This is a genomic window from Paenimyroides marinum (assembly GCF_900108395.1).
Lineage (GTDB): Bacteria > Bacteroidota > Bacteroidia > Flavobacteriales > Flavobacteriaceae > Flavobacterium > Flavobacterium marinum.
This window is the reverse complement of sequence record NZ_FNXE01000005.1, coordinates 53,958-66,842: the sequence shown is the minus strand read 5'-3', so window position 1 is coordinate 66,842 and position 12,885 is coordinate 53,958. Positions and strand designations below refer to the sequence as shown.

At 40.5% G+C, this 12,885-nt stretch carries 16 protein-coding genes; 12 read left to right on the top strand and 4 right to left on the bottom strand.

Annotated elements, in window-relative coordinates; translation table 11 throughout:
- Positions 1-41: 41 nt before the first annotated feature.
- The 10 genes from BLW20_RS03055 (at position 42) to BLW20_RS03010 (ending at position 6,569) form a co-directional block, all read left to right on the top strand.
- A complete protein-coding gene (locus tag BLW20_RS03055; protein ID WP_091096223.1) occupies positions 42-452 on the top strand; it encodes an RING finger protein in 411 nt (136 codons plus the stop codon).
- 53 nt (positions 453-505) lie between these two features.
- Positions 506-712 (top strand): DNA-binding protein, encoded by a 207-nt coding sequence (locus BLW20_RS03050; protein WP_091096221.1) that lies wholly within the window; start codon positions 506-508, stop codon positions 710-712.
- Between the two features lie 17 nt (positions 713-729).
- Positions 730-1,074, top strand: coding sequence for a molybdenum ABC transporter ATP-binding protein (locus BLW20_RS03045; RefSeq protein WP_091096219.1), 345 nt, complete (start codon positions 730-732; stop codon positions 1,072-1,074).
- 18 nt (positions 1,075-1,092) lie between these two features.
- A complete protein-coding gene (locus BLW20_RS03040; protein ID WP_091096217.1) occupies positions 1,093-1,692 on the top strand; it encodes a PRTRC system protein E in 600 nt (199 codons plus the stop codon).
- Positions 1,693-1,728: 36 nt separating this feature from the next.
- Positions 1,729-1,947, top strand: a complete 219-nt coding sequence (locus tag BLW20_RS03035) for a PRTRC system protein C (protein WP_091096215.1) — start codon at positions 1,729-1,731, stop codon at positions 1,945-1,947.
- Between the two features lie 19 nt (positions 1,948-1,966).
- Positions 1,967-3,130 carry a hypothetical protein gene (locus BLW20_RS03030; RefSeq protein ID WP_091096213.1) on the top strand — a complete coding sequence of 388 codons (1,164 nt, stop codon included), beginning with the start codon at positions 1,967-1,969 and terminating at the stop codon, positions 3,128-3,130.
- Positions 3,127-3,840, top strand: coding sequence for a PRTRC system protein B (locus BLW20_RS03025; protein WP_091096211.1), 714 nt, complete (start codon positions 3,127-3,129; stop codon positions 3,838-3,840). Before BLW20_RS03030 ends, BLW20_RS03025 begins: the two co-directional genes overlap by 4 nt.
- On the top strand, positions 3,840-4,646 hold the full coding sequence (locus BLW20_RS03020) for a PRTRC system ThiF family protein (protein WP_091096209.1): 807 nt from the start codon (positions 3,840-3,842) through the stop codon (positions 4,644-4,646). Before BLW20_RS03025 ends, BLW20_RS03020 begins: the two co-directional genes overlap by 1 nt.
- A 317-nt stretch (positions 4,647-4,963) precedes the next feature.
- Positions 4,964-5,539 (top strand): GIY-YIG nuclease family protein, encoded by a 576-nt coding sequence (locus tag BLW20_RS03015; RefSeq protein WP_091096207.1) that lies wholly within the window; start codon positions 4,964-4,966, stop codon positions 5,537-5,539.
- Between the two features lie 49 nt (positions 5,540-5,588).
- A complete protein-coding gene (locus tag BLW20_RS03010; RefSeq protein WP_091096205.1) occupies positions 5,589-6,569 on the top strand; it encodes a bacteriophage abortive infection AbiH family protein in 981 nt (326 codons plus the stop codon).
- Here BLW20_RS03010 and BLW20_RS03005 read toward each other — a convergent pair.
- Together BLW20_RS03005 and BLW20_RS03000 are read right to left on the bottom strand one after the other, a co-directional pair.
- Positions 6,566-7,012, bottom strand: coding sequence for a response regulator (locus tag BLW20_RS03005; RefSeq protein ID WP_091096203.1), 447 nt, complete (start codon positions 7,010-7,012; stop codon positions 6,566-6,568). The two genes, BLW20_RS03010 and BLW20_RS03005, sit on opposite strands and share 4 nt — an antisense overlap.
- Positions 7,013-7,298: 286 nt before the next feature.
- Entirely contained in the window at positions 7,299-8,087 is a 789-nt protein-coding gene (locus BLW20_RS03000) for an XRE family transcriptional regulator (protein ID WP_091096201.1), read from the bottom strand.
- Positions 8,088-8,164: 77 nt separating this feature from the next.
- On the opposite strand from BLW20_RS03000, the gene dinB reads away from it, so the two are divergent.
- Together dinB and BLW20_RS02990 are read left to right on the top strand one after the other, a co-directional pair.
- Positions 8,165-9,313 carry a DNA polymerase IV gene (dinB, locus tag BLW20_RS02995; protein WP_091096199.1) on the top strand — a complete coding sequence of 383 codons (1,149 nt, stop codon included), beginning with the start codon at positions 8,165-8,167 and terminating at the stop codon, positions 9,311-9,313.
- A gap of 5 nt (positions 9,314-9,318) precedes the next feature.
- Positions 9,319-12,258 (top strand): DNA polymerase III subunit alpha, encoded by a 2,940-nt coding sequence (locus tag BLW20_RS02990; protein ID WP_091096197.1) that lies wholly within the window; start codon positions 9,319-9,321, stop codon positions 12,256-12,258.
- Here BLW20_RS02990 and BLW20_RS02985 read toward each other — a convergent pair.
- A complete protein-coding gene (locus tag BLW20_RS02985) occupies positions 12,255-12,545 on the bottom strand; it encodes a helix-turn-helix domain-containing protein (RefSeq protein WP_091096194.1) in 291 nt (96 codons plus the stop codon). The genes BLW20_RS02990 and BLW20_RS02985 overlap by 4 nt on opposite strands.
- Complete coding sequence (locus BLW20_RS02980) at positions 12,526-12,837, bottom strand: helix-turn-helix domain-containing protein (RefSeq protein ID WP_091096309.1); 312 nt, start codon at positions 12,835-12,837, stop codon at positions 12,526-12,528. Before BLW20_RS02980 ends, BLW20_RS02985 begins: the two co-directional genes overlap by 20 nt.
- Between the last annotated feature and the right edge of the window lie 48 nt (positions 12,838-12,885).

Genomic DNA, 12,885 nt, shown 5'->3' with positions numbered 1-12,885 from the left:
CTACCGCCTTTAATGGTGGTAGCCTATTAAAAATAAGAGATATGAAAGCATTAGAAGAAATGAACAATACAGAGAGAGCGTATTTACTTGCAAAGTTATTCCCTGCAACCCTCAAAGAACTGACCCTTTTTATACAGCAGGAAATCGAACATTTCTATAAACATAAGGATTATCTGCAACGAGTGTGGCCGAAATCCATTCTAACAGCAAACTTTTGGTTTGGCTTGGTGGAAAATGTGGAGAAAGTGATACAACATCATAACCGTAGTTTACACAAAAGTCCTCGAATATTTGCAGACCACCTTTTCTATGGACATAATGCCATATTTACTATCCATTGCCTAATTAGGTATGTAGAAAAGAATGATTGCCCGAAGCCACTCACACAGGCTATACACTTGCTTTTTGGAGAGGAAAAAGTAATTGTGATAGACTTTGAAGAACAACCATAGTAATACAACAGGCTACCGCCTTAATAGGTGGTAGCCTACTAAAAACAAGAGATATGAAAGCAAAATCAATAGAAGAAGCTAAAAGTATGGCTAAAGGCAAAAGTCTTGAAACGGAATACAAAGACGAAGCTATGTATATCATTTATTGCAATAGAACGAAATATTTCTATGTAGCTACTGACGGATTAATACGGCTTTGGGAACGGCTGATAGGCTACTATGAAAACGGAGTTTATACTGCCGAAAAATCACATTCATAACCTTTAAAATAAGTGCAATGAAAACGACAGCTAAAGCAATAGCCACAAAGTTTGTAACCCACGAGATACCCGAATTGGAAACGCTTAAATCCGCAAAGGTGTATCAGTTAAGGGAAAAACTGGACAAGGGCGAAAGATTGAGCCGAGCCGAGAAAAATTGGATTGCGGAAGCAGTAAACCGTAATGCGTTTTTCAGAAAAGCCGTACCCCTTATGGGTTATCGGTTTGGGTTTGAGGATATTTTAAAAGCCTATGTAGTGAAGCAGTACGGCAGTTGGCAGGAATACAACGCTCCCGATAAAACGAGCCTACGGAGTTTCATTTTTGGTAGGATTGAACAGATAGCGGAAATCAGTAAGTAACATTTAAAATCAGAAACAATGAACACAAATTTTTTTAGTCAGATACAGCAGTTGGATTTTACAGGCAATTTACAACTTACGATAACCAAAGGTGCAGAAAGCAACCTAATCGTATCGGTATTGCTCCTTAACGAACAATGCGGAGATAGTGCCAAAAACCTCATTCCCCCATTGACATTTAACGCCACCGCACAGGAGTTTGACGAGGGATTTATTCCACAGATAACCGCACCTGTACAAAAGGTATCGGGGTTAATGGTGGATATGGAGAAATTCCAAAAGCAATTGGACGAAGCCAAAGCACAATCGGCAATCGAGAAAGCCAAAGCCGAGAAAGAGAAAAAAGAGCAGGAAGCCAAAGACAAGAAGTTTAAACAGGCTATGGACAAGGTGGACGAATTGGAAAAAGAGGGCAAGTTCCGTGAAGCGTGGATAAAAGTACCCGACATAGCGGAGTACCCCGAAAAAGCGGACGAGCTACGCAAACGCAAAACAGCATTGTCCGACAAGTTCGCAACACCGAGCCTTTTCGGAGCAATGGAAGCAACAGCACCCGAACAGCCACAAACGGAAGAAGCTACTGCCGCTTGTTGCCCTTTGGAAACAACGGACGAATAAGACGAAAACGAATATTAACCATTAAAAACGAGCATTATGTTATTAGCAACGCATTTAGATAGAGTTTTTATACTCAAAGAAAAAGGACAGGACATCAGACTGACCGACCCAGAGCCGCGTTGGAGCGTGGAAGCGGTAATGAATTATTACGCCAATATGTACCCCATTCTGACGACTGCAAAGGCATCAGCACCGCAAATCAAAGATGATGCGGTAGAGTACAGATTTGAGAGCGTAATGGGTACGAAAGGTTAAACCAAAAATTGTAAAAGCGATGAGTTATGAACAAACATATCATATCGGGAACAATCAAAATACCCGAACAGAACAGGCAAAAGGCTTTGCACCGACAATTAGGCGAGTTCGCCAATTGGCTACAAAGACCAAAGGACACAAGCCAGGTGCAGAAAGACAAGCAGAAATCCGTACCAATAGCAATGCTACCAATGGTATTCTGAAATGTACGTTTCTACCTAAACTGAAAACAGCACATTCGGTACTGGCTTGTCAGAAAACGGAAAGGGATTTTTATAATTCCCTTTCCAAACTTACCGAGCATTACAGCATTGAGCCGATGACAACACAGCCATATAATTTCCCTTACAATATTGTGTTGGGTATGTGGGATATAGATACCAAACTAAAACGTACCCACAGGAATTGGGATAGTTTGCATTTGTTTCAGGATAGTAAGAAAACCATTTTGCAGAGCAAGGAAAGATTTGAGGTAGGTACGACCTTGTTTCATATTCCCATTATACCTCTCTTTCAAATGCTTAAAGACCCGAAGCGTAAAAAGAACGCACAGCTATTGTTATCGGTTTGCAGTTACCTGTACCATATTGCCCGAATACCCTACTACCGACAGGAAGATAGCTATTTGTATTGGCTTTATGAAACGCATAAAGATTGGATTGATTATGACGACACGGATGAAACAGAAACCTACAACAGTGAGTTAAGGCAAGCCGAATGTATAGGCGACATCATAGAACAAAAACTATACAGTTCTATCAATTTAACATTGTTTGAACAGCGGTTGAGTAGTTTTAAAAGCCTTGATACATTCGACAGGGAATGTTGGCAGGTGGCTTGTATAACGCTTGCACTTTATAGGGAATACCCAAACACAACCGTTTTCAGAAATGCACCGATTAGCGAACAAGACCCCTATGACGATGATATTGAAATAGAAGCCATCACAATGGAGAAATACATTTCATTTGTTGCAGATACAAAAGGCGTGTTGTACAACAGCGTTGTAGAAAGCATAAACAACGAGTTGAACGAATACGGACGTATGGAAGAGCCGAGCATTTCCATACCCTTTGACGGAAAAAACACTTTGGGTAAAAACCTTGATTTTGAAAACCGAATGTTTGACTTATTGGACGACCTGTTTATTGTATTGAACAACTTTAATAAAACAAAAAAATGAAAGACATAACCGACAAATTTGGCACATTGTACTATCCTAAATCTGCTTTGGTATTCTATGAAACCACAGGAACGGAAACAACGGATATGTATGTAGAGCATTTCGATATGGATGAGAGCGGAACGCCAATAAATGCACACCCATTGACCGTAAAGGAAGCCGAAATGTTAGCAAAGACTTTGCAGACCGATGAAGAAAGAAGCCGAGCGTTTTTAAAGCCAAAGGGGATTTTACCGACCAACATTCTGCATATCAATCCGAGTGATAAAGGTGCGGTAATATGGTACACCAAAGCACAGCAAAGGCAGTTGTATTTTGTCAATGGTTTGGGCATACCGAACGGAACGGCACAAGTATCGCCAATGCTTTGGGTAGCGGACAAAAGCAGTCTTGCCGTTTTTGCCCTTGCCACCAACCGCAGACCCACCGAGAAAACGCCTTTGCACTATGCACCATTTTTCAATATCTACGAAAAGGGCAACGTATGTATGGGAACGGTCAGTATCGACATTAAAAATTCGGCTTCGGTTGAGGAATTTATACAGGCTTGGGAAGACTACTTTTTTAACAGCTATTTCAGCCATTCGTTGTGTGCAGACTTGACGAGAGCAAACATTATAAACCTATGGAAAGACATTATCAACACCGATAAACCTTTTCCGATAGAAGCACTAAAAAAGAACAACAAAACCCTAAAACATCTATTGTAATGAAAACAGAGAAAGAAAAAATACATTTTACGGATAAGTATCTACTCAATCCGACCAACCCGATTTCCGTTAATTTAATTGGGGGTGGCGGTACAGGCTCAAAGGTATTGACCGCCTTAATGGAGATAAACGAAAGTCTGATAGCGTTAGGACACGCAGGGTTGCAGGTGCGTTTGTGGGACGATGATATTATCACAACTGCAAATTTGGGCAGACAGCGATTTTTTGAATGTGAAACAGGATTGTACAAATCCGTTGCGTTAATCAATCGGATAAATCGTTGTATCGGTACGAATTGGAAAGCCGAAACCCAAAAATTTGAAAAGGACAATTTGGGCAGAATACCCGAAGAAGCAAGGGCAATCATTACCATTACTTGCGTGGATAACGTACAGGCGAGGTTTGAGGTTGCGGAAATTCTGAAAATAGTCAGTTACCGCAGAAGCTACCACAACCACCCAAAATATTGGTTGGATTTTGGCAACAGCCAACACACAGGACAGGTTATACTATCTACCATTGGGAAGATAGAACAACCCAAATCCGAGAAATACGAAACGATTGGAAACCTGCCTTTTGTTACCGATGAATTTGGCGAATTGCTGAAGCAATCCGAACAGGAAGACAATACGCCAAGCTGTTCACTTGCCGAAGCATTACAACACCAAGATTTGTTTATCAATTCATCATTGACACAAATGGGTTGTTCCCTGTTATGGAACTTGTTTCGTAGGGGAATGACCGAATACAAAGGCTTTTTTCACAATCTGAAAGATTACCGTACCCACCCGATTAAAGTTGCCTAAACGCCAAAATCGGCGGGCAAAAATGCAATTCCTCGCCTACGGTCGGAAACGCATTTTTACTGTCTGAATAGGTGCAACCACTTTGTCAAAATGCACCGCTCCGCACACTCCTTTCCTTACATTTTACCAAACAGGTTGCGACATTTTTTGCGTGGGATATTCGGTATCCCAAAGATTAGTTTTGGAATTGACTTCTTTTCTTTTCACACAGCGACCAAAGAAAAGAAGCAAAAGAACGTCGCTTTATTGGATAAGATTAAATGTCCCTTAAAATCAAACTATCCTTATTTTGTATATTTGAAGTTTATTACATCACAATGAAAATTGATACCAAAAACATTGTCAAGCAATCTGAAAAGTTTGCATTGAACATAGCTGACCAAATTTCAAAAATTACGGTTAAACCGTTCTGTGAAGTGTCTTTTCATTCTTTAGAGTTCAGAGATAGAACAACAGTAAAAAAACATATCGATAAAATCCCTAAAAATAATAATCCGCTTATTTATATTCTACAAGTTCAATCCCCCAAAAAACTAAAGAGATTAATCGAATGTTTTGAAGATTATCATTCCGAAAATAAGCTAAAAGCTAAAAATAAGGATAGGGTTAATCTTTCTAAATATAATAGAACTTCATCTGATATATTGTATGTTGGAAGCTCGACAACAAATTTCAAAACGAGAATTAAAAATCATCTTGGTACGGAGGGAACTCGGACTTATAGTTTGCATTTATGCAAATGGGATAATAATTTAGATTATAGCGTAAAAATTTCAGCTTACGAAGTTATTTCAGAAAGTGAAGAAGTGGTAGAGCGTTTCATTGTAGAAATTCTTGAACAGCAATTTTGGGATAAACTAAGTCCAATCTTTGGAAAACGCAGTGGCTTGTAGAAGCAAACTATTTCAAACCAACAATGAATATGAAAAGATAAATACATTAATGAAGACATTATACATTATTGGAAACGGATTTGATATCCATCATAAATTAGACACAAGGTATCAAAGTTTTGCAAACTACTTGGCTGAAAATAACAGTGAGGTTTATGACCTTTTATTACATTATTATGGGCTTCCTGATATAACAAATCCCGAATTGACTGATGAGGAATATGCCTTATGGTCAAGGTTTGAACAAGCATTAGCTGATTTAGATTACGTGGAGGTATTGGAAAACCATTCTGACTTAATTGCTCGTCCCGGTGCTGAAGATTTTCGAGATAGAGATTGGCATAGTTATCAAATTGAAATGGAGTTAATCATCGAAGACTTAACTACGACCTTAATTAATGACTTTAATAGTTTTATTCTTGAAGTCGAATACGAAAACATTCCCAATGATACTCTAATTGAATTGGAAAACGACAGCCATTTTTTAAATTTTAATTATACTGAAACATTACAGAAAAGCTATGGTATCCCCGAAGAACGAATAACCTATATTCATAACAAAGCCAATGCAGATAATTGTAATCTTATTTTAGGACACGGAACTGACCCTGCAAATTTTGAGGAGAAAGAAGAAGAACCACCACAAGGTTTAAGCGAAGAAGAATTTTACGAATGGCGTGAACAAAAAGCAGATGAATATGATTATTCTTATGAAAGTGCCAAGCAAGAAATACTATCTTATTATACAAAGGCTTTTAAAAATACCGTTTCAATTATAGAAAACAATATCGCTTTTTTTGCCAACCTTATAGAAGTTGAAAAGGTTATTGTTTTGGGACATTCTATTTCAGAAGTAGATTTAAAATATTTTGAAGTGTTAAAAGCTAAACTAAATGAAAATGTATTTTGGAATGTTTCGTATTACAGTGAACTTGAAAAACAAGAACACAAGCAAACATTGTTGCAACTTGGAATAAATGACAATAATATCGCCCAAATAAAAATTACAGATTTAAAAAGGCAGCTTTAGTTATTACCAAAATATTCCTGTGCAATATCCGCTACACCTACACTAAAATATCTTCCGCCATTGGCAACTCCTTCAATAGCTTTTTTGAAATCGTCCGCATCGCTACCAATGAGCAGATAACCTGCAAAACCAATCTCCAAAAGAGGTTTTACGGCTTGTTCGCTATCCCTGTCGCTGAAAGCAATCAGTTTCATACTTGGGTACTTTGTGTGTAGTTCCTGAAGCTCTGCCAATACGTTCTTGTCGTAAAAATCGAGGTCTATAATGCAGACTTCGGGCAATGATTTTAATGCTGATAATTGCGTTATTCCGTTCCCGATATGCTCCGAGCGATACAATATTTCAAATTCTAAATCAGTAAGGTCATTGCAGATAATGTCTGCAATAGGGCTTTTATCGTGGATAAAGGCGAGAGTTTGTTGAGAGGTGTTTACTGTTTCCATAATACCGTTTTTTTGTTGTTCGTAAACCCTACGCAAAAAAAAGAAAGCGTAGGCAATCACACTTACCGATACTATGGCACTGGTACGCCTAACCCCGAATAAGCGGACGCCCACGCCTATAGCGTGAGCGTTCTTACTTATGCCTCGGGGTTTAAAAATTACCAGTTTTTAGTATCGAGAATTAAAGCAAAAACACTTTAAGTATTTTCTATATTTTCAGATACAAAGATAGCGAAGCTATAAATGACGAGCAACATCATTTAGCATAAATAATCTGTATTGGGGATTAGATGTTGTCCGTAGTAGGAGAATTGCCTTTTAGTTCCCTTATTTCGTTTTTCAATTCTTGTAACATTCTGATAATGGCAATATTGTCAAATTGAAAATCGTCCTTTGAAAATTCCTGTGTCGCCAGACTACTTGCATACTGCCATATCTCCAAAATATCGGACAGGTGTATCTCGTAGGATTTGTAAAACACATTGTCGGCAGAAACTTCTAAAGTTTCCTTATTTACTTTTAATAGTCGTTTATAGGTAATTCCCTCGCTTCGGGTTAGGAATACATACGTTTTTCCTGTCCGCATATCGGCAAGGTTTTCTATATACTTCCCGATGATGTACGCATTGTCTTTATGCGGTGGCATAGAAGCACCGTCCGCAGGAAAAGCCCTGTATTTACCCCCTTTGAGAAACGGCAACGAAATGGTTTGCAGGCTTTCGATATATTCGGGGTCTGCATAGCCGTTCAAATAGCCCATTGATGCTTTGTGCGGTATGATTTCAATTTTGTTTTCGCCCCTATTGTCCACTTTAATAGGGAGCAGAATACGGTTGTCGGGCAGTTCCAAAATTTCTTTCAAAGGTATTTTTCGCAAATCGACCGAAACCAACAAATCAATGCTCACGTGGTAGTAACGTGATATTTTGAGCAGTATCTCAATTGGCGGTTCAGTCGCATCGTCCTCGTATTTGGCATAGCGACCACGGGTAATGATAAGGTCATCCGCAACCTTTTGTTGCGAATACCCAAGCTGATTGCGTAGATACCTTATGTTTTCTGACAATATTGACATTGCTACAATTTGTAGCAACAAAGGTAAAACATTTTGCTAAAAAACGTAGTAATTTTGAGCGTTAGATTTTGTGTGTTATGGAAAGAACGATTGTCCATTGTGATTTAGATGCCTTTTTTGTGTCGGTAGAACGTTTATTGAACAGTGACCTTGTTGGAAAACCTGTCCTTATCGGGGGCAATTCCGACCGTGGCGTAGTGGCTTCTTGCAGTTATGAAGCACGTAAATTTGGTGTGCATTCCGCTATGCCTATGCGGTTAGCAAGACAGCTCTGTCCCGAAGCCATATTGGTGCGTGGCGACCACGACCTATACAGTAAGTATTCCAATATCGTTACGGAAATCATCGAAGAAAAAATACCAATCGTTGAAAAGGCATCTATTGATGAGCATTATTTGGATATGAGCGGAATGGATAAATTTTTCGGAACGTGGAAATTGACACAGGAACTCCGCCAGCGTATCATCAAGGAAACAGGTCTGCCCATTTCGTTTGGGCTATCTACCAATAAAACCGTGAGCAAGATTGCCACGGGAGAAGCCAAACCCTGTGGAGAACGCAAGGTGGACGGTGGTACGGAAAAGCCTTTTTTAGCTCCGCTTTCCATTCGCAAAATTCCTGGCATTGGCGACAAGACTTATCCTTTGCTCCGCAATATGGGCATATCCCATATCTACACCTTACAGCAGATGAATGTCTTTACGATGAAACAGGTATTGGGCGAAAACGGTGTGAGCATTTGGAACAAAGCCAACGGTATTGACAAAAGTGCAGTTGTACCGTTCCATCAGCAGAAAAGTATGAGCAAGGAACATACATTTGAACAGGACACGATTGATATGGAACTCTTGCGGAGAATAATGCTTTCAATGGTGGATGAGCTGGCTTTTGACCTGCGGAAAGACGGCAGGCTCACGTCCTGCGTAACGGTCAAAATCCGTTACAGCAATTTCGATACGCATACCACACAAGCTAAAATGGCTTTCACTTCGTCCGAAAGGACTATATCCGAAAAAGTGCTTCAACTGTTCCACAAACTATACAGCAAGCGGATGTTGATACGGTTGATTGGCGTAAAGTTCAGTAACCTAATAGCAGGTAGCTATCAGGCGGATTTATTTGATGATACGCTCGAAGACATTAATCTGTCCAAAGCAATGGACAAGATTAGAATGCGATACGGACATCATTCGGTGGTAAGAGGTTTTGCTCTTTTAAATCCCTAATCGTTATGTTGCTCAATCTGCACAGCTATTATAGTCTTCGGTACGGTACAATGAGCCTAAAAGAACTCATTGAAAATATCCGTACCAATGGTTACGATACAGCCGTATTGACCGACATCAACAATTCATCGGCAACGTTGGATTTTATCCGTCTTTGTACCGAAGCAGGAATTAGAGGTTTGGCAGGAATGGAATTTAGGAACGACAACCAATTATTGTACGTAGGCATTGCCAAAAATGAAAGGGGCTTTAAGGAACTGAATGACTTGATGACCTTTGCCAACCGCAACAAATCGGCTTTACCAGTTATTGCACCCGAATTTAAAAACGCCTTTGTCATCTATCCATTTGGTGCTATTGTCGAAACAGATTTAAAGGACAATGAATACATCGGCATACGACCCCACGAGGTCAATAAATTCGTAGTAGCTCCCAAGAAACACTGGGAAAACTATGTGGTTTTGCAACCTGTATCGTTCAAAAGGCAGGATTTTCAACTGCACAAGCAGTTGAGGGCTATCGACAACAATATCCTTATCTCCCAATTAGAACAAACGCAGGTAGCCCGTGAGGACGAGGTTTTTATAAGCCGTGAAAAGCTGTTGGAGCTGTACAGCCCTGTACCGAAACTGATAGAAAACACCAACCGTTTGCTTTCGGAATGTAGCTTTGATTTTGATTTCAAAAGCACCAAAAACCGCAAAACCTTTACAGGTAACCGATACGATGACAAACAGCTATTGTACAAATATGCAATGGACGGATTTGGCAGAAGATACGGAGCAAACGATAAACAGGCAAAAGAGCGTGTACTGAAAGAGTTGGATATTATTGACAACCTCAACTTTTCGAGCTATTTTCTGATTACCGACGACATTTGCCGATATGCAAGAAGCCGTGACTTTCACTATGTGGGCAGAGGTAGCGGAGCGAACAGTATTGTGGCGTATTGTCTGGGCATTACCGATGTTTGCCCCATTGAACTGAACCTGTATTTTGAACGCTTTTTAAATCCCAAACGCAAAAGTCCGCCAGACTTTGACATAGATTTTTCTTGGCGGGACAGGGACGAAATGTACGAGTACATTTTCAGCCGATACCAAAGCGAGCATACCGCTTTGATGGGTGCAATGGGTACATTCCGTGACCGTAGCATTATCCGTGAATTGGGTAAGGTGTATGGATTGCCCAAAAGCGAAATTGACAGGCTCATACAAGAGCCAAATAATATGCTCAACAAAAATGAAGTAACTAACACTATCCTGTCCGTTTACAACCAAATGGCAGATTTTCCAAACCAACGGACGATACACGCTTCGGGTGTTCTGATTTCTGACAAGCCACTCACTTGTTATTCCGCACTGGATTACCCACCAAAGGGATTGCCGACGGTACAGTATGATATGTACGTGGCAGAGGATATTGGCTTCGAGAAATTCGACATTCTTTCCCAAAGAGGTATAGGGCATATCAAGGATTGCAGGGAATTGATACGCATCAACAAAGATGTAACGGTAGATACCTCAACCCCCAAACGTTTTTTTACTGACCCTGTTATAGCCGAACAACTGAGGTCGGCAAATACGGTCGGTTGCTTTTACATAGAAAGTCCTGCAATGCGACAACTGATTAGTAAATTGCGGTGCGAAGATTACCTTACATTGGTCGCCGCAAGCTCTATCATTCGCCCGGGTGTAGCTTCTTCGGGAATGATGCAGGCATTTATCGAAAGGCATCTGAACCCCGAAAAGGTCGAATATATCCACCCTGCATTCAAGGAGCAGTTGGAGGACACTTACGGTATTATGGTTTATCAGGAAGATGTGATGAAAATCGGGCATCATTTCGGGGGATTGGATTTAGCAGAAGCCGATGTATTGAGGCGAATGATGAGCGGTAAATACCGCAACGTAAACCATTTGGCAGAGATTGAGGACAAATACCACAGTAATTGCCGAGAGAAAGGCTATCCCGAACACGTAGCCAACGAGGTATGGCGACAGATGCAGTCGTTCGCAGGGTACAGTTTCAATAAGGCTCATAGTGCTTCCTTTGCGGTTGAAAGCTATCAGAGCTTGTTTCTGAAAACCTATTATCCGTTGGAATTTATGGTCAGCGTACTCAATAATTACGGTGGTTTCTATTCCCGAGAGGTCTATATCAACGAAGCAAGGAAAGCAGGCGGAAATATCTGTTTGCCTTGTGTGAATAAAAGTGTTTATGATACGAGCATCGATGGCAATGCTATTTATTTGGGCTTTGACTGTCTTTTAAATCTTGAAAACAGGTTGGCACAACTTATCCCGGAAGAACGAAAACGCAATGGGGCATATTTGAGTTTGGAAAACTTCAACCTACGTACCGGTGCAGGATTGGAGCAGATTATTATCCTTATCCGCTCGGGAGCGTTCCGCTTTTTGGGAGCAGGTAAAAAGGAGTTGCTTTGGGAAGCTCATTTGTTGCTGAATAAGAACAGAAATACCCATTCGCAGGTCGGGCAGTTATTTTCCACGAATGCCGAAAAACCACAGCTTCCCATGTTCGTTACAGACGAATTGGAAAACCTCTACGATGAAATTGAACTGATGGGCTTTCCTGTATCGGGTAGTATCTTTGACCTTGCCAAATCCGATTATCGTGGCAACGCCGATGCAGAAACTTTAGCTTCTTTTGAGGGCAAAGTAGTCCGAGTTGTAGCCCATTTGGTCGCTTCCAAAACGGTACGGACTAAAACTGGTTCATCGATGAAGTTTGGTACTTTTATAGACCATAACGGCGATTTTATAGATACCGTACATTTCACGCAAAGCCTGCAAAAATCGCCCTTACGTGGCAAAGGGCTTTATCTGATAGAGGGTAAAGTTACTGTGGATTACGATTGTCCTGCGATAGAGGTATATCGTTGTGCGATGATGCCCATCAAGCCCGACCCGAGAAGTGTTTAGGGTTTGTGGCGGATATAGTTTTGCTCTAATATACCCAGCAAATCCGTCTCCTTATAGATAATCTTGCCTCCAATCTGAATGTAAGGCAGGATATTATCATCACGATATTGCTGTAAAGTTCGTTTGCTGATGTGTAACAGCTTGCATACATCTTCGCCCGATAAATAGATTTCTCCGTTCATTACAGGACGGTAGTTTTTCAGTATTTGTTCGATACGGTTTCGCAACTGCATAATCATCTCCTGTTGTGCGATGATTTCTTCGGCTTCATTCGTCAGTAAATCCATTGTTGTTGGTATTGTTCGGATGTACAGCATCGAGCAGAGCCTGTACGTCCGAGCGTTTATAATAATTCTTGCGGTTCAGTCTGGAGTATGGCAAAAGCCCTTTGTCCTTATAGGTCTGCAATGTCCGTTTGGTAATGTTCATCATCAGACACACTTCCTGGTTATCGAGCCATTGCTCCCCTTTGAAAATGGGATTGTATTTTCGGGTAGCGTTTTCGGTCAATTCCAAAAGTGCTTCCAGCTCATTTTTCATTCCGTTCAATACGGATTTTTGTATTGCGATAACTTCCATTGTTTGCTCAATTTTGCTGTGGAAGTTGAAGATATTAAGGGTTGTTGC